Below are 25,832 nucleotides of genomic sequence, written 5' to 3'. Positions count from 1 at the left end.
GTGAACGAGGGCTGAACGCTAGGGAGCCGCAGGCGATGCACCCTGAATGGCGGAATCCTCAGCCGGTGGGGGCGTCGGCTCGACCACTGGGCTGACGGCCGGAGCGGCGTCCGCCTCGCCGGCGCGGGCGCGGTTGACGGCCAGGAGGTCGCTGATCACCTGGTTCAGGTTCAGGTTGGTGTCCAGCGTCAGGTCGATCCCCGTCCCCGACGGCAGGGGCAGGGGCCGGTTCAGGAAGTCGCGGCTGATCAGTTCGGGGATGGTCAGGCGCAGCTCCTGGCGCTGGGGCGGATCGTGGCGGCCCTTGATGTGGAACAGCACCCCGATCCGGCCTTGGTCCAGACTGTTGAGCTCGGCGCTCAGGGTGTCGAACGACAGGTTCTCCATCGCCTGATAGGCCAGGTCCTCGACGGTGTTTGGCGGGATGGCCCCGCCGCCGCCGGCATCCAGATCGGCCAGAGCCTCGCGCGGGATCGACAGCCGCCCCGACTGCACCGCCCCCAGCGTCCCGCCGATCACCTTCGCCCCGGTCGCGAGGTCATAGGTGAAGGGGATACGGCCCGAGACCACAGCGTCCAGCTGAAGCTTGTCGCCCAGCCCGGCGCCCTTGACCACCTCGCCAAGCTGGATCCGGTCCAGCACGATCACGCCCACGGTGGGCTGGGCCGGGTCCAGGGGCACGAAGAAGGGCTCGACGCTGACTGTGCCGCCCGCCGCGCGGATGGCGCCGCCATCGACCCGGATCGCCGATGCGTCGATGTCGAAGACCACGTCGAGGTCAGTCAGGGGGGTGACCGTCTCCAGCCCGTCGATATGCAGGGCCTGATCCGGCGCGGTCAGCAGGGGCGCCAGGCTGGTGAAATCCACGGTCCCTTTGAGACCACGGACAGGGCCGGCGGGGCTGGTGAAGTCGATGCCGGGGATGACCAGGCGGCCCTGGCTGGAGCCTTCGGGCAGGGCGGGGTCCCAGGCGAACCGGCCGGTGAACCGCGCCGAGCCCGAGACCGGCGCCTGGACGATGTCATCGACCAGCGGCGTCAGGTCCGAGGGTTGCAGGCCGCTGGGCGCGAACATCAGGTCGCGGGTGTCGAGGTCGATGCCGCCGATGCCGGTCAGTCCGTTGTGGGCCAGGGTCATCCGGGCCAGCGGGTGGCCGCCCGCCACGATATCGAAGCCGCCGCTCCAGTTCTCGTCGGCCAGGGCGACCTCGCCCGACGCCGTGAGGGGATGGAAGCGGACGGGGTCGGTCGCGTCGAGGATGCGGGCCGAGGCGACGCGCGCCTGAAGCCCCAGGCCCACCGGGCCGCCGGTGACGCCGAAAGGCGCCTCCACATCGGCGAACTTCATCTCCAGGAAGGGGGCGGAGGCCGACAGGCCGCGCACGATCCCGTCCGCGCGCCAGCGACCGTCGCGCACCGTGACCAGGGGCCGGTCGGTCGGGCAGGCCCGGCCCGCCACATCGACTACGTCGTTCTCGTCCAGATCCAGGGTCTCGACCGTGAAGGGAATGCAGTCCGAGGCCGCATAGGTCAGCACCCCGGTATCCGACGTCAGCAGACCGGCGGTGCTCAGTTTCAGCCCTCGCGCCAGCCCGAAGTCGAGCGCGGCGCGCGCGTCCAGCCGGGCCGTGAATCCGCCGGGCGTCAGCCGCCACTCGGGCACGGCGACCGTGGCCTCGGGCAGACCCCTGCCGCGCGTGGCGGTCAGGGCCAGGGCGCCGCCGCCAAGCTGGCCCGGCTCGGCGACATAGATAGGGCGGGACACCGGATTGATGGTCAGCACCCCGCCGTTGGCGGGCGTCAGGCGCGCAGGGCGCGTCAGTTCGACCTGGGTTCCGGGGCTGCCGCTGGTCAGGTGGAAGCCGGGGACTTCCAGCGCGAAATCGCCCAGGGCGCGTTTCATTTCGGCCAGTTCTGGCACGTCGTCTGCGGTGACCGGACCGAACAGGGGCCAGGCGCCGCGCGGCGAACGCAGCGCGCCGGTGGCCTCGATCAGGGTCGCCCCCTGGTGGGTCACGTCCAGGTCCGCCGTGCCTGTAACGTCGTTCAGCACCAGATCGCCGAACGCGAACCGGCCGGTTGTCAGGGTCACGGGGCCGGATGCCTCGAACGACCCGCCCCGCCCGCCGGCGGAAAAGGCGTTTGAGCGCGCGGCGACGGTGGTCAGGGTCATGCCGATGGCCTCGGCCTGGGCGGCCCGCACCGTCAGCGGACCGTTCACGCTCCAGCCCAGGCCGCGATCACCCCGGTTCAGGTCAAGCCGGCCATTGTCGATCCGCGCGTTGAGGCTGCGGGCGCCGAGGCCCGGCCCGGCCACGCTTTCGGCTGTGAGCGCGCCCGTGGCGCCGCCCGCGATGCGGAAGGTCTCGATCCAGCCGGTCGTGGTTCCGTCAAAGGCCACGGTGGTCGCCAGGCCGCGCAGGCGCGTGTCTCCGGCCGTCAGCCCGGCCGCCTTCATCGCCAGGTTCAGCGCCGCCCGGCCATCGCCGCCGCGCGCAGAGGCGTCTGCGCGCGCCTTCAGGTCGGGATAGGGCAGGTCGCCGCGAGCGCTGAAACTGGCCGTCTCGCCCGACACGCCCGTGGCTGCGAACCGCTCGGCGGCCAGGTCGACGGCCAGGGCGACGCGGTCGCCGGTGGTGGTCAGGTCGATGGTCCCGCCCAGGCCGCGCGCCTCGACATCGCCGCTCTTGAGAGAGGCCGCCGGCATCTGGGCCGCCAGCCGCATCAGCTTGCCGTCGTCCATCCGGGCGTCGGCCAGGACCTGAAGCGGGCCGTATTCCGTGTCCAGCCGCGCCACGCCGCGCTCGACGATGACCAGGGGGCTGCGGCTGTCGGGCCGGGGCGGCTTGCCGGTGAACTCCTCGACCAGCGGGTCCAGCGAGCCGAGCGAAAGCTTGCCGTCCTTCCAACTGGCGCGCAGCACCGGCCGCACCAGGCGGATGCGCCGCGCCGTCAGGCCCAGGCCGTTCGAGGACCAGGGCGCGGCGATGGCGTAGTCCACCTCGGCCCGTTCGACGGTCAGGTCGGGATTGTTGGGATCGCCGATGCGGATGCGGCCGACGAAGCCGTCCAACTCCAGCCGTTCGATGGTGACGTCGGCTTCGATGCCGCGCTGGTCCAGCCAGCCGATCAGCACCTCACGCGCCGCTGCCCGGCGATTCAGGTAGAGGGCCGCCGCCAGAAGGGCGAGGACGACCAGCAGGATCAGCAGAACAAGGCCTGTGCGCCGGGCGACTTTGGCGGCTCTATCTCTGCGCCTGACCTTGGAGGGTTTGCGCGGTTCGCCTGTCTCGAAATGGGGCGCGTCGGGCGCCGTGTCGGCCCCGCTCATGGACGCAGAGCCCCGGATCGGTCGGCTTCAGCACAGGTCGAATTGTGGCTGAATATCGGCACGGCAAACGGCACGGCTAGAGCCGTTGCTTTCAGGCAACTTTCAGTGGCGCCAAAGACACCTTGAGTCATGTGGTCTGCATACGCCGTCGAACACGCGAAATCGTGGACATGTCTTTGGTTATAGACTGTTCCGCCCAACCCCCAACAATGGCTTTACAGGCGAGGTTATCAGCCATTTCGAGCACGATTAACGGTTTGTAACAGGATGCTTCCCAATCTTGGACTCGCGAGCTATAGGTTTTAGCTCGTGTCCCGGAAGCGGGGCGCGTTCCTTGCATACCAGTGGCTTGGCGCCGACCGGCGTCGTTATTCCTCGGGGACCGATGGCTCAGTTCGATCCACGCCGCCAACCGACGCGCTTTGCGCCGCACCTGCTGACCGCTGTCGCGGCTCTGTCGGTGGCGCTGCTCGCCGGTCGGGTCTATCAACCCGCCATCGCGTCGGAAGTTCCCGAACTGACATCACAACAGGTCGCTGCGCTCGAAGCGCGCGCCTTCGCCGCCGCCGCCGCTCCCGAAGGTCTGATGAGCCCAGAGGCCGTCGACGTTCAGATCCGCAAGGGCGAAACCTTCGAACAGGCCGTGCGCCGCACCGGCATCGGCGCCGATGACGCCCAGGCCCTGGTCGCTACCCTGGCCAACGCCCTCGACACCTCGGCCATGCGGGCCGGCCAGAAGTTCGAGACCGCCGTCTCGCGTCCGCGCGGCGGACGGGGCGACGCCCGCCTGATCGGCCTGACGATGCGCACCGGCCCGGCCAGCCAGCTGACCGTCTCGCGCAGCTTCGACGGCGCCCTGCGCCTGCGCGCGCTCGAGGAAAAAGTCACCCACGAGACCGTCGTCCTCAAGGGCGACGTGCGCGGCTCGCTCAGCGCCACCGCCGCCCGCCTGGGCGCCACCGACAGCGTGCGCCGCAAGGCCGGCCAGCTGTTCGCCCACAAGTTCGACATGGACCGCGATATCCGCGCCTCGGACCTGTTCACCCTGGTGTTCGATCGCTCGGTGACCGAACAGGGCCGCACCATCGCCAGCGGCGAGCTGTTGTTCGCCGAACTGAAGGGCGTGGTCTTCTATCGCTTCAAGCCCGCCGGCGCCCGCGAGGCCATGTATTTCGACGCCACCGGCAAGAACATGCGTTCGGGCATGATGCGGACCCCGCTGGACCGCGCCACCCGCATCAGCTCCAATTTCGGTTTCCGCCGTCACCCCATCGCCGGCTATCGCAAGATGCACCAGGGCATGGACTTCGCCGCCGGAACCGGCACCCCGGTCGTGGCGCCCGCCGACGGCGTGGTGGTCGAGGCCCGTCGCTGGGGCGGCTACGGCAACTGGCTGCGCATCCGTCACTCGAATGGCCTCGAGACCGGCTATGGCCACCTGTCGCGCTATGGTTCGGGCATCCGCGCGGGCCAGCGCGTCTCTCAGGGTCAGGTCGTCGCCTATGTCGGTTCGACCGGCGCCTCCACCGGCCCGCACCTGCATTATGAAATCTGGCGCAATGGTCAGCGGATCAATCCCGCCGGCATCCGCACGGATCTGAGCACCACTCTGGCCGGTTCGGACCTGGCCGCTTTCCGCGCCGAAAAAGCCCGGATCGACCGCATCATCGCTGCGGGTGGCGAGCGTCGCCAGGCCGCGCCCCAGATCGCCCTCGCCGATGGCCTGCGTCCGGCACAGGGCTAAAGACACCCCTCGCCGCGCGAAGGCGTGGGGAGGACAGATTACGCTGCAATCAAAGGGGCGACGCGGTGATGCCGGGTCGCCCCTTTTTCATTTCCGCATCGCCTCGACCGTATTGATCATCCGGCGCAGATCGGCGGGCGTGGACAGGCGGTGGTCTCCACCCTCGACCAGGTCCAGCAGCACGTCGCCGCCCTTCAGCCGTTCGACCAGGGCCATGGCATGGCTCCAGGGCACCACGTCGTCGGCCCGGCCCTGCAACACATGAACGGGGACGGGAATGCGGATGTCTGAATCCAGCAACATCCAGGCTTTCGCCTCCTCGAACATGGCGCGCGTCAGGGCATAGGCGCCCAAGCCCTCTTCGACCACGGTGGTTTCGCCGTCGCGCAGGATGGCCTGGCGCTGATGATCGGCCAGGCCAGGCCACATCAGCCGCTCGGTGAAGTCCGTCGCTGGATTGATCAGCACGACGCCCGCTATCTTGTCCGGTCGGGCGACGGCGGCGAGCAGGGCGACCCAGCCGCCCATCGACGACCCGACCGGAATGACCGGACCGTCCAGGCTGTCGATCATGGCCAGAGCATCCTCGCGCCACCGGCCGATGGTGGCGGACTTCCAGTCGCCCGAGGACAGGCCGTGGGCGAAATGGTCGTAGCGAAGGTAGGACCAGCCCCGCGCCTGCGCCGCCTCTTCCAGCGCCAGGGCCTTGGTCCCCTCCATGTCCGAACGGAACCCGCCGACCCAGACCACGGTGGGGCCTGCGCCCTCGACCTTGCGAAAGGCCAGGGTCTCGCCGTCCGGCCGGGTCAATCGCTGCACGTCGTCCAGCGTCGTCGTTTGGGTGTTCATCGGCTCGCCTCTCGCGTCTGACCTGTCCGCCTGATAGCTAGCGGATACACCAGAGCGAAGGCCATCCCGCGCGTGACGACCGACAAAATCCTGTTCATCTCCCCCAACCGCATCGGCGACAGCACCATCGCCTCGGGCGTGGTGCGCGAGCTGGGCCGCCAGTTTCCGGGCGTGCCGATCACCGTGGTGACCAGCGGTCCGACCGCCGCCTTCTTTCGTTCGGCGCCCGGCGTCGAGCGGATCATTCCGATCAACAAGAAGAAGAACAAGAGCCACTGGCCCGAGATGTGGCAACAGGTCGTCGGCACGTCCTGGCGGCTGGTGGTCGACACGCGCGGCTCGACCATCCCCTTCCTGATCCGAGCCAAGGAGCGTCGGGTCTATTCGCGGCGGTTCGAGACCGGCCAGAACAAGGTCGAGGTCATCACCGCCCTATTGCGCGCCGATCATCCGTTGGAGCCGGAGCTTTACATCGACGACCGCGCCCGCGCCGAGGCGGCGGCGGTGATCGATCCGCAGCTGGCGACGCCGCCCGGACAGCCCCGCCCGCCCATCATCGCCCTGGCCCCAATCGCCGTGCAGCCGGGCAAGAGCTGGCCCGCGGATCGCTGGGGCCAACTGGTCGAGCGGCTGAAGGCCGAGCCCCGCTTCGACGGCTGGCGCTTCATGGCCGTGGGCGGACCCGGCGACGACGCGCCCAGTGCGCCCGCTCTGGCCGCCGCCGGCCCGCGCGGCATCGACTTCGTCGGCAAGGGCGACATCCTGGCCTCGGCCGCCGCCATCCAGTCGGCGACGCTGTTCGTCGGCAATGATTCCGGCCTGATGCACGTCTCGGCGGCGGCGGGGACGCCGACGCTGGGCCTGTTCGGTCCGACCCAGTGGTGGCTGTACGGCCCGCGCGGACCGCGCACCCGGACCCTGGCGGCCAACAGAGAGATCAACAAATACGCGCCGATCGAGGACCTGAGCGTCGATCAGGTGTTCGAGGCCGTGCTCGACCTGCACGACGCCTACGTCGGGCAGGCCTCTGGAGACGGGGCAGCCTGATGGCCGAGCGCCCGCAGGTCCTGTTCATCAACGGCGACCGGATCGGCGACTGCGTGATGATGTCCGCCGCCCTGCCGATCCTGCGTCGGCAGTTTCCGGGCTGCGCCATCACCATGGCCTGCGGACCCCATGCCGCCCCCCTGTTCCGCGCCGCGCCGGGCGTCGAGCGCGTCATTCCCCTGCCCAAGAAGAAGGGCGGGATGCACTGGCTGGACCTCTATCGTCAGGTCGCCGGAACCCACTGGGATCTTGTCGTGGACATCCGCGGCTCCAGCATCGCCTGGCTGCTGAGGGCGCGCGAGCGGCGGGTCTATAACCGCGCGTGGGAGACGGGCCAGCACAAGGTCGAGATGGTCTCGCGCATGATGGGGGCCGACCATACCGCCGACCCCGAGATCGTCATCGACGCCGCGGCCCAGGCGCGAGCGGATCAGATCATCGGCGCCGACACCCGCCCGATCATCGCCCTGGCGCCCATCGCCTCCCTGCCGATCCGCAGCTGGCCGCTGGATCGTTGGGCGGGTCTGGTGGAGGGACTGAAGGCCGAGCCGCGCTTCGATGGCTGGCGCATCATGATGGTCGGCGGGCCGGGCGACCGGGACGCTGCGGCGCCGTCACTGGCCGCAGCGGGCGACAGAGGCATCGACTGCGTGGGCCAGAGCGACATCCTGGCCTCGGCCGCCGCGATCCGCCGCGCCGCCCTGTTCGTGGGCAATGATTCCGGCTTGATGCACGTCTCGGCCGCCGTGGGCACGCCGACGCTGGGCGTCTTCGGTCCCAGCGAGTGGTGGCACAAGGCGCCGTGGGGCGAGCGGGGCCGGATCGTCGCCGCCGCGCCCGAACGCGGGACCTTCGCCCCGATCGAGGTCCTGGGCGTCGATCAGGTCCTGGCGGCCACACTTGCCCTGCACGACGCCTTCATCCCCGCGAGACAGCACCCCGTACCTTGATAAACGGGGCTTTCCGGCTCATATAGGCCCCTTGCAGGAAACGCGGCGCACGTCCGCGCGCCTAGCCCTGCAGCAAGAACCGACTTTTCGAACACATAAGGAAACGACGCACATTCGCCGTCCGATGAACCAGCCGCCCGTCAAGGATGGGCCGCCCATGAACCAGGATATCCGCGCGCCGCGCGTTCTGTTGATCGATCAGAACGGCGAGAAGCAGGGCGTCATGCCCACGTCCGCCGCGCTGGAAGCCGCCGAAGAGGCCGGCATGGACCTGGTTCAGATCGTGTCCACCTCCGAGCCGCCGGTGGCCAAGATCCTCGACTACGGCAAGTTCCGTTTCCAGGAGCAGAAGAAGAAGGCCGAGGCCCGCAAGCGCCAGAAGGTCGTCGAGCTCAAGGAAATCAAGCTGCGTCCCAATATCGACGTCCACGACTATGACGTGAAGGCCAAGGCCATGACGCGCTTCTTCGACGAAGGCGACAAGGTCAAGGTGACCCTGCGCTTCCGTGGTCGCGAGATGGCGCACCCGGAATTGGGCATGAAACTGCTCAACAAGGTCCAGGCCGACTTTGACGAGGTCGCCAAGGTCGAATACGCGCCGCGTATGGAAGGCCGCCAGATGATCATGATCCTGGCGCCGCGCTAAGCCGACCGGATCACCATCCATCGACACAGACGCCCCGGTTCGCCGGGGCGTTTTGCGTTTCCCAGGGCTTTGTGTTTCCCGGGGTTTTGCGATTCGGCCGGGCGAGGCTAAGCGAAAGCCATGACCCAGCCGGCGACCGCTTCCCCCAACCCCCGTCGTCAGGCCCCGGTCCTGGCCGTGCTGTTTCTGGTGGTGTTCATCAACCTGGTCGGGTTCGGCCTGGTCGTGCCGCTCCTACCCTTCTTCGCGCAAAGCCTGGATGCGCAGGCCTGGCAGATCACCCTGATGTTCTCGGCCTATTCGCTGGGCCAGTTCTTCGCCGAACCCTTCTGGGGGCGGCTGTCGGACCGGATCGGGCGCAAGCCTGTGCTGCTGATCACCCTGGCGGCCAATGCGCTCGGCTATCTGGTCCTGGCCTTCGTGCCGAACATCTGGCTGGCCATCGGGGTGCGACTGTTCACCGGCCTGGGCGCTGGCAATATCTCGACGGTCCAGGGCTATATCGCCGACGTCACGCCTCCGGCCGAGCGGGCAGGGCGGATGGGGATGATCGGCGCCGCCTTTGGCCTGGGCTTCATCGTCGGGCCGGGTCTGGGCGGTCTGCTGGCCCAGCCGCAGATGGGGCACATCGGCTATCAGTTGCCGATCTTCGTCGCCGCCGCCCTGGCCGCTCTGGCTGCTGTGGGGGTCTCCGTCTTCCTGAAGGAAAGTCGCGCAAAGGCAGATCCAGCCGCGCCACGGCCGGCCTTCCTCGCCGGGTTGAAGGACGCCCGCGCCAACCCCGTCGTGTCGCGCGTCCTGCTGGTGACCCTGATCTACATGGCCGGCTTTTCGGCGATGGAGAGCGTGTTCGGCCTGTGGGCCGAGGACCGTTACGCCTGGGGCGCGCGCGAGGTGGGCTTGAGCTTTATGGTCGTGGGCATCGTCTCGGCCCTGAACCAGGGCGTGTTCACCGGCAAGCTGGCCAGGCGTTTCGGCGAAACGCGGGTGCTGACGACCGGGATGCTGATGTTCGGCGCCTCCCTGCTGCTCCAGGTCGCCGCCCCTGTCGCCTGGTTCCCCGCCCTGACCCTGGACCTGGGCGTCTTCACCCTGCCTATCGTGCAGGGATGGATCATCCCCATCGTCATGGCCTTCGGAGCCTGCGGCATGTCGATGGCCATGCCCAATATCTCGGCCATGATCAGCAGGACGACGCCGCCGGATCGGCAGGGCGCGATGCTGGGGCTCAACATGGCTTCTGGCTCCATCGCCCGCATCTTCGGGCCCATGCTGGCGGGGGCGCTGTTCTCGGGCCTTGGCCACGACTGGCCCTTCATCGTCGGCGCCGCCCTGATGATCCCCGCCGCGATCATGGCGATCAACGCCGGTCGGGCGATGCGGCGAGGACAGGCGGCATAAACGCCGGTCCAGACCCGCGATCGAATATCGTCGGAAACTACTTGAGATTGCGTGGCCGGTCATAGAAGGTTGAAGCCTTACTGTATGAGGCGGGGGTCTCCTTTCTATGCGTTCTGTTTTTCATAGCGGCCTTGCGGCCGTGTTCGCGGCTGCGTGCGCCGTAAGCCTGGTCTCGGCATCGCCAGCGAGCGCGCAAGCTGCGGCCGAGCCGGCGCCCATCGCCGCCTACGGCGCCCTGCCGTCCATGGAGTTGGTCAAGCTGTCGCCATCGGGCAGCAAGATCGCCTTCGTTACCGTTTCCGGCGAGGACCGGTTGCTGGTCCTGTTGGATCTGACCACCCGCGCACAGATCGGCGGCGTCGGGGTCGGCCGCGCCAAGGTGCGCGATCTGGAATGGATCGGCGAGGAGCGCGTCCTTGTCACCACCACCAAGACCGAGACCATCCCGCAACTGGGCATGGTCAATGGGGAACTGGCGACCGGCCAGATCTATGATCCGGGCAAGAACCGGCTGGTGACCATGCTGGACAACACGCGCGATCTGTTTCCGGCTCTGTTCAGCGACGTCGGTGTAGTCGACAACAATGGGCCGCAGGTGCTGGTCCGGGCCTATGCCTTCGGTAATCCGGAGCGGCTCGACCTGTTCAGGGTGAACCTGGAAACGGGCCGTGCGGCTCTTGCCGAGGTCATGGGCCTGAATGTGACCGACTTCATCCTGGATCCGACGGGGCAGTCCATCGCGCGAAGCGAGTACGAATCCCGCTCGCAGGTCTGGAGCCTCTACCTGCGTCAAGGAAACGGCTTCCGGCGGGCCTGGGACACGACGGCCCCCATCGACACGCCCAACCTGCTGGGCCTGGGCATGACGGGTCAAAGCGTGATCGTCGCCGCCGACCGCCCCGACCTCAGCCAGCCTGGCCGCGAGGACGCCGAGTTCTTCGACGTCAACATGACGACCGGCGCCTGGCGCGCTGTCCGGTTCGAGTTCATGCCGGACGCCCTCTATTTCCACCCTGTCACTCGCCGGATGATCGGTGCGAGGCGGAGCTCGGACAGTGGTCCAATCTACGCCTTTGCAGATGAGCAGGCCCGCGCCCTGTACGACAGCATTCAGCAGACTTTCGCGGGTCAGGGCGCCGAGGTCGTCAGCTGGAGCGACAACTTCCGTCAGGCGGTCGTCTATACTGGCGGGGATCAGGATTCGGGCACCTACAGGGTGCTGAACCTCGACACGGCGACGGTTACACCCGTTGGTGGGGCCTATGAGGCCGTGACGTCGGACAGGGTCGCGTCCGTGGAGCCGGTCAGGTATCCGGCCGCAGACGGGCTGGAAATCCATGGCTATCTGACGCTTCCGCCCGGCATGCAGAATGCGCGGGGCCTGCCCTTGGTCGTTCTGCCGCACGGCGGCCCTCAGTCACGAGACGTGATGACTTTCGACTATTGGGCTCAGGCCCTGGCCTCGCGCGGCTATGCGGTGTTGCAGCCGAACTTCCGCGGCTCGACAGGCCGTGGCGATGCCTTCGTCGAGGCGGGCTATGGCGAGTGGGGCAAGAAGATGCAGACCGATCTGTCCGATGGCGTCCGCTATCTGGCCGCGCAGGGAACGATCGACCCGGCGCGCGTCTGTATCGTCGGCGCCAGCTATGGCGGATATGCGGCCCTGGCCGGGCCGACCCTGGACCCCGGCGTCTATCGCTGCGCCGTGTCGGTCGCAGGTGTGTCGGATCTGCGGATCATGGTCGATGACGAGGCGTCCCGTGGCGCGCGGCGCGAGAACCAGACGACCCGCTACTGGAACCGTTTCATGGGCGCTGATCGTCTGGGCGACCGGTCGTTGGACGAGCGGTCGCCGGCGCGACTGGCGGACCGGGTGACGGCGCCGATCCTGCTTATCCACGGTCGCGACGACTCGGTCGTGCCGATCGAGCAGAGCCGCCTGATGGAACGCGCCCTGCGCCGGGCCGGAAAGCCTGTCGAGTTCGTCGAACTGACGGGCGAGGACCACTGGCTCTCGCGCGGCGAAACGCGGACGCGGATGCTGACCGAGACGCTGCGGTTCCTGGAAGCCCACAACCCCGCAAACTAGACTCAGCTTGCTTTGAAGGCGCGGTTCGCTTACTAGCCGCGCCTTCGCGTACGGACCGCCGGGCGAACAGGCATGCCTGGGCGGTTCTGAATCCAGCGGCGACCATTCCTCGGGCTCAAGCAGCTCGGAGAGCGGTAGCCCACAAAAAGGGAACCAAAATGCCGAAGCTTAAGACGAAGTCGGGCGCCAAAAAGCGCTTCTCTTTCACTGCGACGGGCAAGGTGAAGTCCGGCGTTGCGGGCAAGCGTCACCGCTTGATCAGCCACAACTCCAAATACATTCGCCAGAACCGCGGCACCAAGGTCATGGCCGATGCCGACGCCAAGAAGATCAAGTCCTACATGCCCTACGCCTGATCGGCGTCCGCTCAGACTGATCTTCCGTCACACTGAATTTGAAAGGATTGCGACATGGCTCGCGTCAAACGGGGCGTAACGTCCCACGCAAAACACAAGAAGGTTCTCGAACAGGCCAAGGGCTTTTCGGGTCGCCGCAAGAACACCATCCGCACGGCCAAGGCCGCCGTCGACCGCGCCGGGCAATACGCCTATCGCGACCGTCGCACGAACAAGCGCAACTTCCGCGCCCTGTGGATCCAGCGCATCAACGCCGCCGCCCGTATGGAAGGCTTCACCTACAGCCAGTTCATCCACGGCCTGGGCAAGGCCGGCATCGAGCTTGACCGCAAGGTCCTGGCCGCGATCGCCGCCGATGAAACGGGCTTCAAGGCCATCGCCGACAAGGTCCGCGCCGCTCTGGCCTAAGGCCGGTACCGACGCCTGAACGATCAAAGGCCCTCCGGTTCGCGCCGGGGGGCTTTTTGCTTTGCCCCCGAACCGCTAGACGACACCCCACATGACCGACCTAGCCCAACTCGAACTCGACCTGATCAACGCCATCGGCTCTGCGACCACGGTCGCCGAGGTCGAGGCCGTGCGCGTCTCCGCCCTTGGCAAGACGGGCGTCATCTCCGGCCTGCTGAAGGGGATGGGGGCCATGAGCCCCGACGAACGCCGCGAACAGGGGCCGATCATCAACGGCCTGCGGGACCGCGTCGGCTCGGCCCTGGCCGCCAAGAAGGCCGAGCTGGAAGCCGCCGAGCTGGATGCCCGCCTGTTGTCGGAGAAGGTCGACCTCAGCCTGCCCAGCCGCCCGCGTCGCAAGGGCGGGGTGCATCCGACCATGCAGGTGATGGACGAGATGGTCGCCATCTTCGCCGACATGGGCTTCGCCGTCGCCGAAGGTCCCGACATCGAGGACGACTTCCACAACTTCACGGCCCTGAACTTCCCGCCCAAGCATCCGGCGCGCGAGATGCACGACACCTTCTTCCTGAGGCCCGACCCGGAAACGGGCGAGCGCAAGGTGCTGCGGACCCACACCAGTCCGGTGCAGGTCCGCACGATGATGTCGCAACAGCCGCCGATCCGCATCATCGCGCCGGGCCGCACCTTCCGTAAGGATTCGGACGCCACCCACACGCCGATGTTCCATCAGGTCGAGGGTCTGGTGATCGACCGCGACATCCACATGGGGCATCTGAAGACGACGCTTGAGACCTTCATCGCCCGGTTCTTCGAACTGGACGCGGTGGATGCGCGGTTCAGGCCGCACCACTTCCCCTTCACCGAGCCCTCGGCCGAGATGGACATCCGCTGCGACCGCTCGGGCGGCGCCCTGAAGTTCAACGAGGGGACCGACTGGCTCGAGATCCTGGGCTGCGGGATGGTGCATCCCAATGTGCTCAGAAACTGCGGCATCGACCCGGATGAGTATCAGGGCTTCGCCTTCGGCATGGGGGTCGATCGCCTGGCCATGCTGAAATACGGGATGAGCGACCTGCGCCCCATGTTCGACGCCGACACCCGATGGCTGGCCCACTACGGCTTCTCCGCCTTCGCCGCCCCTAACGCCGCCAGCGGACTGTCCTGATGAAATTCACCCTTTCCTGGCTCAAGGATCACCTCGAGACCGAGGCCGACGCCGCGCGTGTCGCCGAGGCCATGACCATGGCCGGGCTGGAGGTCGAGCACGTCACCGACCCCACCATCGCCCTGGCGCCCTTCACCGTGGCCAGGATCATCTCGGCGGCCCAGCACCCCAACGCCGACCGGCTGCAGGTCTGTCAGGTCGAGACCGTCGACGGCATGAAGGAGATCGTCTGCGGCGCGCCGAACGCGCGGGCGGGCCTGACCACCATCTATGCCCCCATCGGCGCCTATGTGCCCGGCCTGGGCGTCACCCTGGTCGAGAAGCCGGTGCGCGGCGTCGTGTCCAACGGCATGCTGTGCTCGGCCTCCGAGCTGCAACTGGCCGACGAGTCTGACGGCATCCAGGAACTGCCGCCCGAGATCCCGGTCGGCACCCCGGTCGCCAAGCTGTTCGGCGCCGAGCCCGTCATCGACTTCGAGGTCACCCCCAACCGGCCCGACTGGCTGGGCGTCATGGGCATCGCCCGCGACCTGGCCGCCGCCGGCGTCGGCAAGCTGAAGCATTTCGACATCGCCATGGTGCGGGGCGCCTTCCCGTGTCCGATCACCGTGCGGCTCGATGCGCCGGAACAGTGCCCGGTCTTCGCTGGCCGCCTGATCCGCGGCGTCAAGAACGGGCCTTCGCCGGCCTGGCTGCAGACCCGGCTCCAGGCCATCGGCCTGCGCTCGATCAACAGGCTGGTCGATGTCACCAACCTGATCGCCTACGACCGCGCCCGGCCGCTGCACGTCTATGACGCCGCCAAGCTGGTCGGAACCGAGATCGTGGTGCGCGCCGGTCAGATCTCGGCCGCGACGCCAGGCCACGAGGGGGGCGAGCACGAGCATCTGATCGCCCTGGACGGCAAGACCTATACGGTTGATCCGTCGATGAGCGTCGTCGCCGATGCGGGCGGCGAGCGCCCCATCGGCCTGGGCGGCGTCATGGGCGGCGAGAGCACCGGCTGTTCGGACGAGACGACCGACGTCTTCCTGGAAAGCGCCTGGTTCGACCCCATCGTCACGGCCCAGACCGGCCGCGCCCTGACCATCAGTTCGGACGCCCAGTACCGGTTCGCGCGCGGCGTGGATCCGGCCTCGGTCGTGCCCGGCCTGGAACTGGCCACCCGGCTGATCCTGGACCTGTGCGGCGGCGAGCCGTCAGAGATCGTCCTGGCGGGCGAACATCCGGCCAATCCCGAGGCCTTCAACTTCGATCCGGCCTATGTGAAGCGGCTGTCGGGCCTGGACCTGCCCGACGACCGGATCGGCACCATCCTGGGCCAGCTCGGCTTCCTGATCACGACGGGCGAGCCCTGGACCGTGACCCCGCCGTCGTGGCGCCGCGACGTGGACGGCCCGGCCGATCTGGTCGAGGAAGTCGCCCGCATCGAGGGCTTCGACGCCCTGCCCGATACGCCCCTGCCGATCCTGAACCGGTCGTCCAAGGGCGTGCTGAGCCCGCGTCAGGCCCGCGTCCGCACCGCCCGCCGGGCGCTGGCCGCCATGGGCTATGCCGAGGCCGTCACCTGGTCCTTCACCAGCCAGTCCATCGCCGCGATGTTCGGCGGAGGGGATGACCGTCTGGTGCTGGAAAATCCCATCGCCTCCGACCTGGACTGCATGCGGCCTTCCGCCCTGCCCAACCTTATCCAGGCGGCGGCCAGGAACGCCGCGCGGGGTCGTCCCGACGCCGCCCTGTTCGAGATCGGCCCCATCTATCTGGACGACCAGCCGAATGGGCAGCGCACGGTGATCGCCGGACTGATCGCGCCCCACGCCGCGCGTCACTGGACGGGAACCGCCGACGACGCCCTGTTCGGGCTCAAAGGCGACCTGATGGCTTTGCTGGAGGAGATCGGCGCGCCGGTCGGCTCGCTGCAACTGGCCCAGGGCCAGAACCGCGACTGGTGGCACCCCGGCCGCTCGGCCCGGCTGCAACTGGGCCCCAAGACCGTCATCGCCGAGTTCGGCGCGGTCCATCCGCGCGTGCTGAAAAGCCTGGACGCCGACGGCCCCATGCTGGCCTTCGAGATCGTGCTGGACAGCGTCCCCGACCCCAAGTCGAAATCCAAGACGCGCGGCTCGGCCAACCTGTCGGCCCTGATGCCCCTGACCCGCGACTTCGCCTTCGTGGTCGAGGACAGCCGGGCGGCGGGCGATCTGATCAAGGCCGCATCGGGCGCCGACAAGGCCCTGATCGAAGAGGTCCGGGTGTTCGACGTCTATCGTGGCCAGGGCGTGCCCGAAGGCCACAAGTCGGTGGCCCTGGAAGTCGTGATCCAGCCGCGCGAGGCGACCCTGGCCGAGGCCGAGATCGAGGCCGTCTCGGCCAGGATCGTGGCGGCGGTCGAGAAACTGGGCGGCAGGCTGAGGGGCTGAACATGGGTCTGAAACCGAAACTCGAGACCGCGTTCGAACGCCTGCTGTTCCAGTCGCGATGGTTGATGGCCCCCTTCTATGTGGGGCTGGCCATTGCTCTGTTCATGCTGATGATCGTCTTCCTGCGAGAGCTGGCCTACTATGTGCCGCAGGCCTTCGCGGCCGGGCACGGCATGAGCTCGAACGACGCCATCCTGGCCGTCCTGTCCCTGGTGGACCTGTCGCTGGCGGGAAATCTGCTGCTGATCGTGATGTTCTCCGGCTATGAGAATTTCGTCTCCAAGCTGGATCTCGATGGGGAAACCGACCGCCCGCCGTGGATGGGCACCGTCGATTTTTCGGGCCTGAAGATGAAGCTGATCGCCTCCATCGTGGCGATCTCGGGCATCCAACTGCTCAAGTTCTTCATGAATATCGGCAAGGACGGGGCTCCGGTCGATCAGGCCGAGGCCATGTGGGGCGTGCTGATCCACCTGACCTTCGTCACTTCCGGCGTGCTGCTGGCGCTGATGGATTGGCTGTCGAGCAAGACCGACAAGCATTAGGTTTGGGGCGCTTCGCGCCGGGCGGACACCGCAAGCCGGCGCTCAAGCAGCGCCCAAACGGGTTTCAGTAAGCTCCGGTTAACCTTGCCGCCGCAAGGCTGACGCAAAGCCCGGCGACGCTGCGACAGGCCCGCGCGTCGGGTGACTCCCAGTTTCGGAACCATCGCCATGCACCGTCGCCACCTGATCCAGACCGGTTTCGCCGCCGCCGCCACCACCGCCCTGGGCGCCTGCGCCAGCAGCGCGCGTCAGGCCAATGATCCGGCCTACCCGATCGCCTCGGACAGCCGGGCGCCGGCCTATACCTCCGACGAACTGGTCGCCGCAGGGTCGCGCGAACTGGGCATCGCCGCCGAGGCCATGGGCGCCGCCATCGAGCGCATCTTCGCCGACCAGGGCGACCGTCCCACCGCCTATATCGCGGGCGAAGAGGGCGCCGGCGCTGTCGGCCTGGGCCTGCGCTATGGCCGGGGCGCCCTGCACATGAAGGACCAGTCGGTCTCGCAGGAGGTGTTCTGGCAGGGCATCTCGATCGGTTGGGACGTGGGCGGGAATGCTTCGCGCGTCTTCACCCTGGTTTATGGCCTCTACAACGCCGACGCCATCTATCGCCGCTATCCGGGGGTCGAGGGTTCGGCCTATCTGATCGGCGGCCTGGGCGTGAACTATCAGCGCGCCGACGGCATCGTCCTGGCGCCCGTCCGCACCGGCGTCGGCCTGCGCCTGGGCGCCAACGTCGGCACCATGGCCTACAGCCGCCAGCGGAACATCGTGCCCTTCTAAGCGGGGGCGCTAACGCTCGGCTCGCGGAGCCTCGCTGCTTGAGCGCAGAGGCGTCTCGGATGTGGGCCGCCAACCCGCGCTCAAGCAGAGAGCGACCGCGTCGCGGGCGGTAGCGCGCTAAAGGATGGCTTCCAGCCCCTCGCGCCAGGTCGGATAGAGCGGGCGCCACCCCAGTTCGGCCTTGGCCCGCGCGTTCGAGATGCGCTTTGAATCCAGATAGAAGCGCCGGCTCGCATCCGAGACCGAGGGATCATAGAGATCGACCTCGGGCGGCGTGGGCAGGCCCAGCCGCTGCGCCGCCCAGTTCATGACGGTCTCGGCCGGGGCGGGCGCGTCGTCGGTAAGGTTGTAGATGCCACCCGGGCGGGGGCGCGCCATCGAGGCGAACAGGCCCCCGACCACATCCTCCACATGGACCCGGTTGAACACCTGTCCGGGCTTTCTGATCGTGCGCGCAGAGCCGTCGCGCAGCCTGTCCAGCACCGAGCGTCCGGGGCCATAGATGCCCGGCAGGCGGAACACCTGCACCGTCAGCCCCATGCCCGGGCCGCCGCTGAGCCAGTCGGCCTCGGCCCGCACCCGGCGCGCGCCCTCCAGGGTGGCGGCGTTCAGGGCGTCGTCCTCGAACACCCAGCCGCCCGCCCGGTCGCCATAGACGGAGGTGGACGAGATATAGCCGATCCAGTCGGGCCAGGCCGCCGACGCCGCCTGGGTGCTGCCCAGAGATCTCAGGCCGGGGCATCCCTTGGCGTCGGGCGCGGCGGTGACCAGGACGGTCGTCGCCTCGGCCAGGGCCGACGACAGGGCGTCGGCGTCGTTGGGGTCGATGGCGGTGATCCCCTCGGCCTGAAGCGAGGTGCGGCGATCCGCATCGCGCGAGGTGGCGGTCACCCGCCAGCCGCGGCGCAGGGCCTCCGCCGCCGCGGCCCGGCCGACATAGCCGCCGCCGAAGACCAGCAGGGCGGTCAGGCGACTACCGCCCGGATTGGGGTCACGTCGGCGGTTCGGGCGGGCGCGGCGGGCTTCGCGGCCTCGACCGCCTCGGCCCGTTTGGCGTTCCAGGCCGAGACGCAGGCGATCTTGCTGAGGTCGGCGCGGTCGGCATAGCGGCGGGCGATGCCGGTCACATCTTGCATCAGGCCCTCGGCCAGGGTGATGGGGCTCAGGCCCAGGTCGCGGAACTGGTCGTTGGCGACGACCAGTTCGTTCTCGTCGGCCTCCTGACGCGGATTGGCGACGGTCTCGACCACGGCGCCCGTCATCTGGGCCACCATGGCGGCCAGGTCGCGGACCCGGCGGCTTTCGGTCATCTGGTTCAGGATCTTGACCCGGTCGCCGGGGGCGGGCGGGTTATTCAGGGCCAGTTCGATGCAGCGCACCGTGTCCTGGATATGGATGAAGGCCCGCGTCTGGCCCCCCGTGCCGTGCACCGTCAGGGAGTATCCGACCGCCGCCTGCATCAGGAACCGGTTGAGCACGGTGCCATAGTCGCCATCATAGTCGAAGCGGTTGATCAGCCGCTCGTCCTTGCGGGTTTCCTCGGTCTGGGCGCCCCAGACGATGCCCTGGTGCAGGTCGGTGATCCGCACGCCGTCGTTCCGGGCGTAGAACTGGAACAGCAGGGCGTCCTGGGTCTTGGTCATGTGATAGATCGACCCCGGATTGGCCGGGAACAGGATTTCCTGACGACAGGGTCCGTTGTCGGTGTCCACCGTGACGGTCAGATAGCCCTCGGGGATCTTGAGGCCGGCGGTGCCGTAGCCATAGACCCCCATGGTGCCCAGGTGGGCCAGGTGGGCGTCCGATCCGCTCTCGACCATGGCGGCCAGCAGGTGGTGGGTGGCGTTCAGGTTGTTGTCGACGGTGTAGAGCTTGTGCCGCGCCGACTTCATCGAATAGGGGGCGGCCCGCTGTTCGGCGAAATGGACGATGCTGTCGGGGCGTTCGTCCTTCAGCAGGGAGACCAGGCGATCGAACTCCTTGCCGACCGTCATGTTGACGAAGCCGATTGTGCGGCCGGTCAGTTCCTGCCAAGCGGCGATGCGCTCGCCCATGGTGCGGATCGGCGTCAGGGACTGGATTTCCAGCTCGTTGTCGATGTTCCTGCGGCTCAGGTTGTCGACGATCGTGACGTCCCAGCCCCTGGCCGACAGATGCAGGGCCGTCGGCCAGCCGCAGAAGCCGTCGCCGCCCAGAACCAGAACCTTCATGTCACGCCACCCTGGTGATGCTGCAAATCCCCGACACCCTGCCTAGACCATGACGATGACAGGGGCAAAGCGGAGCGGTGGCTTAGAACGGGCGGGACGCCTATATCCCCGCCATGTCCGAAGACACCGCGCCAGCCGAACCCGCTTTCAACCTCGATGTTCCCGGCGCGACGCGTGAGCGCCCCCTGACCGACGCCGCCCGGCGCGCGCTGGAAGAGGCGGCGGCCCGGCGCGATCAGGCCGAAACCGAGATGGCGACGGAACACGGCGGACCCTCGGGACCTGAACCCACCCGCTATGGCGACTGGGAAAAGAAGGGCCTCGCGGTCGACTTCTGAGAAGGCTTTGCGCACGCACTGGTCTTTTGGCGCCATCCCCTGTAAGAGGCGCCGCTTCTTCCCCGATCTGCGCCCGTTTTCAGCGGCACGGCCTTTCCGTGACCGAACACAGTCCGCCCGAGCCCTAAATGAACCTTCGTAACGTCGCCATCATCGCCCACGTTGACCACGGCAAGACCACCCTGGTGGATCAGTTGCTTGCCCAGTCCGGCGTCTTCCGAGCCAACGAGGCCACGACCGAACGGGCGATGGACTCCAACGACCAGGAAAAAGAGCGCGGGATCACCATCCTGGCCAAATGCACCTCGGTCCTGTGGAACGGCGAAGCGGGCGAAACCCGCATCAACATCATCGACACCCCCGGCCACGCCGACTTCGGCGGCGAAGTCGAGCGCATCCTGGGCATGGTGGACGGCTGCGTCATCCTGGTCGACGCCGAAGAGGGCGTCATGCCCCAGACCAAGTTCGTTCTGACCAAGGCCCTGAAGATGGGCCTGCGTCCCATCCTCTGCATCAACAAGGTCGACCGCGCCCACGCCGATCCCGACCGCGTCCACAACGAAGCCTTCGACCTGTTCGCCGCCATCGGCGCGACGGACGAACAACTGGACTTCCCCCACATCTACGCCTCGGGCCGCGCCGGTTGGGCCACGATGGACCTGTCCAAGCCCAACGACACCCTGGCCCCCCTGTTCGACCTGATCGTCAAGCACGTTCCGGCGCCCAAGGTTCAGGAGAACAAGGACAAGCCCTTCCGCATGCTGAGCGTGCTGATCGAATCCGACCCCTTCCTGGGCCGCATTCTGACCGGCCGTATCGAGAGCGGCAAAGCCGTCCCCGGCATGGCGATCCACGCCCTGGACCGTGAAGGCAAGGAAATCGAGCGCGGCCGGATCACCAAGGTGCTGGCCTTCCGTGGCCTGAAGCGTCAGGCGCTGGACGAGGGTTCGGAAGCGGGCGACATCGTCGCCATCGCCGGCCTGTCCAAGGCGACCGTGGCCGACACCCTGTGCGCCATGGAAGTCGTCGACGCGCTTCCCGCCCAACCGATCGACCCGCCGACCATCTCCATGACCGTCTCGGTCAACGACAGCCCGCTGGCCGGTCGCGAAGGCGACAAGGTCCAGTCGCGCGTCATCCGTGACCGTCTGCTGAAGGAAGCCGAAGCCAACGTCGCCATCCGCGTCACCACCACCGAAGGCGGCGACGCCTACGAAGTCGCCGGCCGTGGCGAACTGCAACTGGGCGTTCTGATCGAAAACATGCGCCGCGAGGGCTTCGAGGTCTCGATCTCGCGTCCGCGCGTGGTCTTCCAGACCGGCGAGAACGGCGAGAAGATGGAGCCCATCGAAGACGTCATGATCGACGTGGACGACGAGTTCTCGGGCATCGTCATCGAGAAGCTGTCGGCCCGTAAGGCCGAAATGACCGACATGGGCCCGTCGGGCGCCGGCAAGACCCGCATCAGCCTGAAATGCCCGTCGCGCTCGCTGATCGGCTATCAGGGCGAGTTCCTGACCGACACGCGCGGTTCGGGCGTCCTGAACCGCGTGTTCAGCCACTATGAAGCCTACAAGGGCGAGATCGCCGGTCGCCTGCGCGGCGTGCTGATCTCCAACTCGGACGGTGAGACGGCGGCCTTCGCCCTGTGGAACCTGGAAGATCGCGGCGTCATGTTCGTCGGCGCCGGCGAGAAGACCTACGAAGGCATGATCATCGGCGAGAACGCCCGTTGGGACGACCTCGACGTCAACCCGATCAAGGGCAAGCAACTGACCAACGTGCGCGCCTCCGGCAAGGATGAGGCCGTTCGCCTGACCCCGCCGCGCCAGATGTCTCTGGAACAGGCCATCGCCTACATCGGCGACGACGAACTGGTGGAAGTGACGCCCAAGTCCATCCGTCTGCGCAAGCAGATCCTGAACCCGTCGTTCCGCAAGAAGCGCGCTCGCCCGGAATAGGGTTCGAACGGATGCTGAGATCAGGGGCGGGCCGAAAGGTCCGCCCCTTTTTCGTTCAGCGGCGCCCCTTGCCGATCCCCAGCAACCCGCGCCAGCCGCCGCTGGTCAGCAGGGCCACGTCCAGCAGGGCCATGGCCAGGGGCGTGGAGGGCGGCGCTGCGATAAAGCGCGGGCGCCATTCGGGGGCGAATTTCGACTTGAAGGCGCGCAGGCCCTGGAAGCCGTACAGGGCGCCGCCCTCCTCGAACACCAGGGCGCCGACGCGGGCGAAGATCGGGGCCAGCCGCCGATCCTCCAGCCCCGCCAGGGGCGCCATGCCCAGGTCCAGCCCCTGATAGCCTTCACGCCCCGCCCACTGGATGGCGCGGATGAACAGATAGTCCATGACCCCCGGGGGGGCGTCGGGCCGATGCCGCATCAGGTCGATGGCCAGGTCGCGCGGCTGGCCGGCTCCGGGCAGCAGATTGGCGAAGGCGACGATCCGCCCCCGGTCCCCTGATGCAGCGCCTAATGCAGCGCCGGGCGTCGCGACATCGACCTGGCGAACCACGGCCAGGGGTGTCAGATCTAGATAGGCGGCGTCGAACCGGCCCAGAGAGAAGGTCTTCTCGGTCCCGTTGTGATGGTCCAGCCAGGCGTCCGACACCGATTTCAGCTCGGCCGCCAGCGCGCTGGCGGATCCGGGCGGCAGGATCTCGAAGGTGGCGCCCTCGCGCTCGGCGCGGCTGACGGCGGTGCGCAGGTTCTGCTTGGACTTGCCTTCCAGCGAGAAGGCGGCGACGGGCACCACCGCGGTTTCGCCGACCTTGCGCATCGCCATGCCCATGGTGGCCAGATCGGCCAGCAAATCCTCGCCCACCGAATAGAAGACCGCTGCGGCGCCGTAGGAATCGGCCTGTTCGGCAAAGCTCCACAACAGTTCGCGCCGTTCCGAGCGCAGGCCGGCGGGCTCGCCCATCGCAATCCAGCGACGGCCCCTGACCCGATAGGCCAGGACGCTGCGGCCCGACTGGCTGAACATCAGGGTTTTGTCGCCCAGAGCGGCCAGCCAGGCCTCGGGCGTGGCGCGGTCAGCCTGGGCCAGGGCTGCCAGGGCCAGGGCGTGATCCTCGGCGTTGCCCAGGCGTCGGCGGCCCGAACCCGGCGCCGAGACCAACGACACCACGGCGATGGCCAGGGTCAGGATCGACAGGACGGCGGCAGCGCGGATGAAGCCGGAAGCCTGGCGGTTGGTCAGCAGCTCCCACCACAGGCCGTCGGTATAGGCGACGTCGCGATAGGCGAAGAAGCCCAGCCACAACACGGCCAGCACGGAGCCGACCAGCAAGGCCAGCCAACCAGGCCGCAAGGGCTCGAGCAGGCGCGAGCGGCGATTGAAGGCGGTCTTGCAGGGAAACAGCAGGGCGGCCACGACCATCAGGATGGCGGCTTCTTCCCAGTCCAGCCCCTTGAGCAATGAGAAGACCGCGCCTGCGACCAGGGCGGCCAGGGTGGTCCAGTAGGCGCCGCGCCTGCGCCGCCACAGGCCGGCGGACAGCAGCAGCAGGAACAGTCCGATCACGCTGGAAGCGAAATGGGACAGGTCGATCAGGCGGGGCGACACGGCGCCCGACAGGGCGCGCAGCCGGTCGGCGAACTCGGGCGTCACCGCCGAGACCAGTGTCAGGGCCCCGCCGGCGAAGACGGCCACGGCGAACATCTGCGGCGTGGCCTCTCCCGCCAAGGCGAGCAGGCGGCGGACGACGCCTTTTCGAGGATCGGTCGATGCGGTCATGCGTGAAGGCTCATGAAGCAACGATATCGTGAATCGCGGGATCTGAAGCGCGCACGGCCTGTAGACACGAAAAAGGGGCGGCCCCGGCGGGACCGCCCCTTCTGTCTTGGCGTGTCGCTTCGTCTTAGCGGCGCTTGACCAGTCCCAACAGGAACAGAAGCAGCACGGCGCCGCCGAATGCGACCAGCAGGGTCACAAGATTGAAGCCGCCGACGGGGATGCCGAGCAGGTTCTGAGCAATGAAACCGCCGATCAGGGCGCCGACGACGCCGACGATCAGATTGGTGACCAGGCCGTGGTTACGACCCATGACTTTTTCAGCCAGCCAGCCGGCGACGATGCCGATGACGATCCAGCCGATGATACCGAGACCCATGATGTAATCCTTCCAAGCTAAGCTGCTTGCTCCGATAATGCTCGGCTGCGGCGTAGGTTGCGTCCTGTTGTCGCTGCAATCTGAAAACCTGTGTTCAGCCACATTCCCCGCTGGGGCGAAACCGGCACGTCCCTTGCGCCGATCAAGGCGAGCCGTTCCGTTTCGGGACAGTCCGCTGACAAGGGGTTTGGGGCCATGGCCACCGATATCGATCTTCACCTGGGACGCCGTCTGCGTCGTCGTCGTCGCCTGCTGGGGCTGACCCAGCAACAACTTGCGCTGCAAGTCGGCATCCGCTTCCAGCAGATCCAGAAGTATGAATGCGGCGCCAATCGCATCTCGGCCGCCCGCCTGTGGCAGTTGTCCGAAGCGCTGGAGGCGCCGGTCAACTATTTCTACGACGGCCTGTCCGAGGCCATGGAACGCAAGGAGGCGGCCGGCGCGAACGGCGGCGAGATGTTTTCCCGCAAGGAAACCCTCGACCTGATCCAGGCCTACTACCAGTTGGGCGAGCGTCCGCGTCGTCGCCTGCTGGACCTGGCCAAGTCGCTGCACGCCGAAGAGCCGGCGGTCGTCTGAAGCTTTGATGTCGTGACTTGCCGGCGGGGCTTGGGGTATGCCCGCCGGTGATGACCGAATTTGAATCCTTCGCCGTCGAGCTGGCCCGTGAAGCGGCGGGCGTGACCTTGCCCTTCTTCCGGGGCGACTATGCTCAGGAAAACAAGGCAGGACCGGGGGCCTTCGATCCGGTTACCCAGGCGGACAAGGAGGCCGAGGCCGCCATCCGCCGGCTGATCGCCGCCCGCTATCCCGATCATGGCGTCATCGGCGAGGAGTACGGCGAGGACCGCCCCGACGCCGAGCACGTCTGGGTGCTGGACCCCATCGACGGCACCCGCGCCTTCATCGCCGGCCTGCCGCTGTGGACCACCCTGATCGCGCTGCGCACCGCCGGAACGCCCAGCGTCGGCGTCATCGCCCAGCCCTATCTGGACGAGATCTTCCTGGGCGGACCGTCCGGCGCCATCCTGATCCGCGACGGGGCCTCGACGCCCCTGGCCGTGCGGTCGTGCGAGAAGCTGACCGACGCCCTGATCGCCACCACCGATCCCGACATCTTCACCGGCTCGGAACTGGGCGCCTGGACCCAGGTGCGCGCCGCCGCCCGCCTGGCCCGGTACGGCTGCGACGCCTATGCCTACGCCATGGTCGCGGCGGGGCGAATCGACCTGGTCGCCGAAAGCGGCCTGAACGTCTGGGACTGGTCGGCGCTCCAGCCCGTGGTCGAGGCCGCGGGCGGTCAGGTCACCGACTGGCGCGGCGGCCCCCCGAACGGCAATGGCCAGATCATCGCCGTGGGCGACGCGCGGGTGCGCGAACAGGCCCTGGTCGCCTTCAAACGCGCGGCGCTGTGACGCCTTTCTGATCGGCGGGTGA

At 67.8% G+C, this 25,832-nt stretch carries 22 protein-coding genes; 16 read left to right on the top strand and 6 right to left on the bottom strand.

Annotated features, from left to right (window positions below; all coding sequences use genetic code 11):
- Window positions 1–18: 18 nt before the first annotated feature.
- The gene (locus tag ACO05L_RS15270) at window positions 19–3,330 is read right to left on the bottom strand and encodes an intermembrane phospholipid transport protein YdbH family protein (RefSeq protein WP_421730020.1); all 3,312 of its coding nucleotides are present in this window, start codon (window positions 3,328–3,330) and stop codon (window positions 19–21) included.
- A gap of 385 nt (window positions 3,331–3,715) precedes the next feature.
- Between ACO05L_RS15270 and ACO05L_RS15265 the strand changes: the two genes are divergently transcribed.
- Window positions 3,716–5,074 carry a M23 family metallopeptidase gene (locus tag ACO05L_RS15265; RefSeq protein ID WP_421730019.1) on the top strand — a complete coding sequence of 453 codons (1,359 nt, stop codon included), beginning with the start codon at window positions 3,716–3,718 and terminating at the stop codon, window positions 5,072–5,074.
- An 87-nt stretch (window positions 5,075–5,161) separates the two neighbouring features.
- Here the strand turns inward: ACO05L_RS15265 and ACO05L_RS15260 are convergent, their stop codons facing one another.
- Window positions 5,162–5,923 (bottom strand): alpha/beta fold hydrolase, encoded by a 762-nt coding sequence (locus ACO05L_RS15260; protein WP_421730018.1) that lies wholly within the window; start codon window positions 5,921–5,923, stop codon window positions 5,162–5,164.
- Between the two features lie 72 nt (window positions 5,924–5,995).
- On the opposite strand from ACO05L_RS15260, the gene ACO05L_RS15255 reads away from it, so the two are divergent.
- The 11 genes from ACO05L_RS15255 (at window position 5,996) to ACO05L_RS15205 (ending at window position 17,736) form a co-directional block, all read left to right on the top strand.
- Complete coding sequence (locus tag ACO05L_RS15255) at window positions 5,996–6,970, top strand: glycosyltransferase family 9 protein (protein WP_421730017.1); 975 nt, start codon at window positions 5,996–5,998, stop codon at window positions 6,968–6,970.
- A complete protein-coding gene (locus ACO05L_RS15250; RefSeq protein WP_421730016.1) occupies window positions 6,970–7,920 on the top strand; it encodes a glycosyltransferase family 9 protein in 951 nt (316 codons plus the stop codon). Before ACO05L_RS15255 ends, ACO05L_RS15250 begins: the two co-directional genes overlap by 1 nt.
- Window positions 7,921–8,044: 124 nt before the next feature.
- Window positions 8,045–8,566, top strand: a complete 522-nt coding sequence (gene infC, locus ACO05L_RS15245; protein ID WP_421730015.1) for a translation initiation factor IF-3 — start codon at window positions 8,045–8,047, stop codon at window positions 8,564–8,566.
- A gap of 120 nt (window positions 8,567–8,686) precedes the next feature.
- Complete coding sequence (locus ACO05L_RS15240; RefSeq protein ID WP_421730014.1) at window positions 8,687–9,967, top strand: MFS transporter; 1,281 nt, start codon at window positions 8,687–8,689, stop codon at window positions 9,965–9,967.
- A gap of 139 nt (window positions 9,968–10,106) precedes the next feature.
- Entirely contained in the window at window positions 10,107–12,056 is a 1,950-nt protein-coding gene (locus ACO05L_RS15235) for an alpha/beta hydrolase family protein (protein WP_421730013.1), read from the top strand.
- Between the two features lie 158 nt (window positions 12,057–12,214).
- Complete coding sequence (gene rpmI, locus ACO05L_RS15230) at window positions 12,215–12,412, top strand: 50S ribosomal protein L35 (protein ID WP_131250811.1); 198 nt, start codon at window positions 12,215–12,217, stop codon at window positions 12,410–12,412.
- A gap of 54 nt (window positions 12,413–12,466) precedes the next feature.
- Window positions 12,467–12,820: a 50S ribosomal protein L20 gene (rplT, locus tag ACO05L_RS15225; protein ID WP_421730012.1), complete on the top strand. Its 354-nt coding sequence runs from the start codon at window positions 12,467–12,469 to the stop codon at window positions 12,818–12,820.
- A gap of 91 nt (window positions 12,821–12,911) precedes the next feature.
- Window positions 12,912–13,988, top strand: coding sequence for a phenylalanine--tRNA ligase subunit alpha (pheS, locus tag ACO05L_RS15220; RefSeq protein ID WP_421730011.1), 1,077 nt, complete (start codon window positions 12,912–12,914; stop codon window positions 13,986–13,988).
- Complete coding sequence (gene pheT, locus ACO05L_RS15215) at window positions 13,988–16,408, top strand: phenylalanine--tRNA ligase subunit beta (RefSeq protein WP_421730010.1); 2,421 nt, start codon at window positions 13,988–13,990, stop codon at window positions 16,406–16,408. Before pheS ends, pheT begins: the two co-directional genes overlap by 1 nt.
- A gap of 2 nt (window positions 16,409–16,410) precedes the next feature.
- A complete protein-coding gene (locus tag ACO05L_RS15210) occupies window positions 16,411–16,953 on the top strand; it encodes a TIGR00645 family protein (RefSeq protein ID WP_421730009.1) in 543 nt (180 codons plus the stop codon).
- Window positions 16,954–17,121: 168 nt separating this feature from the next.
- Complete coding sequence (locus ACO05L_RS15205) at window positions 17,122–17,736, top strand: DUF1134 domain-containing protein (protein ID WP_421730008.1); 615 nt, start codon at window positions 17,122–17,124, stop codon at window positions 17,734–17,736.
- A 117-nt stretch (window positions 17,737–17,853) separates the two neighbouring features.
- On the opposite strand, the gene ACO05L_RS15200 is transcribed toward ACO05L_RS15205, so the two are convergent.
- Entirely contained in the window at window positions 17,854–18,705 is an 852-nt protein-coding gene (locus ACO05L_RS15200) for an SDR family oxidoreductase (protein ID WP_421731705.1), read from the bottom strand.
- On the bottom strand, window positions 18,702–19,946 hold the full coding sequence (locus tag ACO05L_RS15195) for an NAD-dependent epimerase/dehydratase family protein (RefSeq protein ID WP_421730007.1): 1,245 nt from the start codon (window positions 19,944–19,946) through the stop codon (window positions 18,702–18,704). The genes ACO05L_RS15200 and ACO05L_RS15195 overlap by 4 nt, the downstream gene beginning before the upstream one ends.
- Window positions 19,947–20,059: 113 nt before the next feature.
- On the opposite strand from ACO05L_RS15195, the gene ACO05L_RS15190 reads away from it, so the two are divergent.
- Both ACO05L_RS15190 and typA read left to right on the top strand, forming a co-directional pair.
- A complete protein-coding gene (locus ACO05L_RS15190; RefSeq protein WP_421730006.1) occupies window positions 20,060–20,284 on the top strand; it encodes a DUF1674 domain-containing protein in 225 nt (74 codons plus the stop codon).
- A 128-nt stretch (window positions 20,285–20,412) separates the two neighbouring features.
- Complete coding sequence (gene typA, locus ACO05L_RS15185; RefSeq protein ID WP_421730005.1) at window positions 20,413–22,245, top strand: translational GTPase TypA; 1,833 nt, start codon at window positions 20,413–20,415, stop codon at window positions 22,243–22,245.
- Window positions 22,246–22,300: 55 nt separating this feature from the next.
- Here typA and ACO05L_RS15180 read toward each other — a convergent pair whose 3' ends face one another.
- Window positions 22,301–24,019, bottom strand: a complete 1,719-nt coding sequence (locus ACO05L_RS15180; RefSeq protein ID WP_421730004.1) for a phosphatidylglycerol lysyltransferase domain-containing protein — start codon at window positions 24,017–24,019, stop codon at window positions 22,301–22,303.
- Window positions 24,020–24,143: 124 nt separating this feature from the next.
- Window positions 24,144–24,395, bottom strand: coding sequence for a GlsB/YeaQ/YmgE family stress response membrane protein (locus ACO05L_RS15175; RefSeq protein WP_421730003.1), 252 nt, complete (start codon window positions 24,393–24,395; stop codon window positions 24,144–24,146).
- A gap of 195 nt (window positions 24,396–24,590) precedes the next feature.
- Here ACO05L_RS15175 and ACO05L_RS15170 point away from each other — a divergent pair, with 195 nt between their 5' ends.
- A complete protein-coding gene (locus ACO05L_RS15170; RefSeq protein ID WP_421730002.1) occupies window positions 24,591–24,974 on the top strand; it encodes a helix-turn-helix domain-containing protein in 384 nt (127 codons plus the stop codon).
- A gap of 50 nt (window positions 24,975–25,024) precedes the next feature.
- On the top strand, window positions 25,025–25,810 hold the full coding sequence (gene hisN / locus ACO05L_RS15165; RefSeq protein ID WP_421730001.1) for a histidinol-phosphatase: 786 nt from the start codon (window positions 25,025–25,027) through the stop codon (window positions 25,808–25,810).
- Window positions 25,811–25,832 lie beyond the last annotated feature (22 nt).

It is taken from the genome of Brevundimonas sp., assembly GCF_965227765.1.
Taxonomy (GTDB): Bacteria; Pseudomonadota; Alphaproteobacteria; order Caulobacterales; family Caulobacteraceae; genus Brevundimonas.
This window is presented reverse-complemented; position numbering and strand designations above follow the sequence as displayed.

Bases quoted from the DNA above. Each gene is read 5' to 3' on its own strand.
- ACO05L_RS15270 (WP_421730020.1), bottom strand. From the start codon at position 3,330: ATGAGCGGGGCCGACACGGCGCCCGACGCGCCCCATTTCGAGACAGGC.
- ACO05L_RS15265 (WP_421730019.1), top strand. From the start codon at position 3,716: ATGGCTCAGTTCGATCCACGCCGCCAACCGACGCGCTTTGCGCCGCAC.
- ACO05L_RS15260 (WP_421730018.1), bottom strand. From the start codon at position 5,923: ATGAACACCCAAACGACGACGCTGGACGACGTGCAGCGATTGACCCGG.
- ACO05L_RS15250 (WP_421730016.1), top strand. From the start codon at position 6,970: ATGGCCGAGCGCCCGCAGGTCCTGTTCATCAACGGCGACCGGATCGGC.
- infC (WP_421730015.1), top strand. From the start codon at position 8,045: ATGAACCAGCCGCCCGTCAAGGATGGGCCGCCCATGAACCAGGATATC.
- ACO05L_RS15240 (WP_421730014.1), top strand. From the start codon at position 8,687: ATGACCCAGCCGGCGACCGCTTCCCCCAACCCCCGTCGTCAGGCCCCG.
- rpmI (WP_131250811.1), top strand. From the start codon at position 12,215: ATGCCGAAGCTTAAGACGAAGTCGGGCGCCAAAAAGCGCTTCTCTTTC.
- rplT (WP_421730012.1), top strand. From the start codon at position 12,467: ATGGCTCGCGTCAAACGGGGCGTAACGTCCCACGCAAAACACAAGAAG.
- pheS (WP_421730011.1), top strand. From the start codon at position 12,912: ATGACCGACCTAGCCCAACTCGAACTCGACCTGATCAACGCCATCGGC.
- pheT (WP_421730010.1), top strand. From the start codon at position 13,988: ATGAAATTCACCCTTTCCTGGCTCAAGGATCACCTCGAGACCGAGGCC.
- ACO05L_RS15210 (WP_421730009.1), top strand. From the start codon at position 16,411: ATGGGTCTGAAACCGAAACTCGAGACCGCGTTCGAACGCCTGCTGTTC.
- ACO05L_RS15205 (WP_421730008.1), top strand. From the start codon at position 17,122: ATGCACCGTCGCCACCTGATCCAGACCGGTTTCGCCGCCGCCGCCACC.
- ACO05L_RS15195 (WP_421730007.1), bottom strand. From the start codon at position 19,946: ATGAAGGTTCTGGTTCTGGGCGGCGACGGCTTCTGCGGCTGGCCGACG.
- ACO05L_RS15190 (WP_421730006.1), top strand. From the start codon at position 20,060: ATGTCCGAAGACACCGCGCCAGCCGAACCCGCTTTCAACCTCGATGTT.
- typA (WP_421730005.1), top strand. From the start codon at position 20,413: ATGAACCTTCGTAACGTCGCCATCATCGCCCACGTTGACCACGGCAAG.
- ACO05L_RS15180 (WP_421730004.1), bottom strand. From the start codon at position 24,019: ATGACCGCATCGACCGATCCTCGAAAAGGCGTCGTCCGCCGCCTGCTC.
- ACO05L_RS15175 (WP_421730003.1), bottom strand. From the start codon at position 24,395: ATGGGTCTCGGTATCATCGGCTGGATCGTCATCGGCATCGTCGCCGGC.
- ACO05L_RS15170 (WP_421730002.1), top strand. From the start codon at position 24,591: ATGGCCACCGATATCGATCTTCACCTGGGACGCCGTCTGCGTCGTCGT.
- hisN (WP_421730001.1), top strand. From the start codon at position 25,025: ATGACCGAATTTGAATCCTTCGCCGTCGAGCTGGCCCGTGAAGCGGCG.